The sequence below is a fragment of the Mammaliicoccus sp. C-M13 genome (assembly GCF_022386845.1).
In the GTDB taxonomy this organism is placed as follows: domain Bacteria; phylum Bacillota; class Bacilli; order Staphylococcales; family Staphylococcaceae; genus Mammaliicoccus; species Mammaliicoccus lentus.
In genome coordinates this window covers 1-290 of sequence record NZ_JAJNHQ010000043.1, presented here as the reverse complement: position 1 = coordinate 290, position 290 = coordinate 1, and the positions used below count along the sequence as shown (strand labels likewise).

The following is a 290-nucleotide window of genomic DNA, read 5'->3' as shown; positions in this document are numbered from 1 at the left end:
GGTTAAGCCAATCACTCTTTGAAGTACTTTCAGTACTCAATTATTGGAATTAACGTTGACATATTGTCATTCAGTTTTCAATGTTCATTTTGTATCACAAGAATTAATTATACTCTTATTAAAACCTTGTGTCAATAACTAATTCAACTTTTTCAAGAATTTATTCAAGAAAAAAAGACCCTAGGGTCAAAAATTGAATTTTGCCCGGCAACGTCCTACTCTCGCGGAACGTAAGCCCAACTACCATCGGCGCTAAAGAGCTTAACTTCTGTGTTCGGCATGGGAACAGG

Annotated in this window: 1 rRNA gene; it reads right to left on the bottom strand. The window is 36.2% G+C overall.

The window, feature by feature from the left end:
* Positions 1-202 precede the first annotated feature (202 nt).
* Positions 203-290: ribosomal RNA gene (rrf, locus tag LQ615_RS13405) — 5S ribosomal RNA — on the bottom strand; the annotation flags it as partial.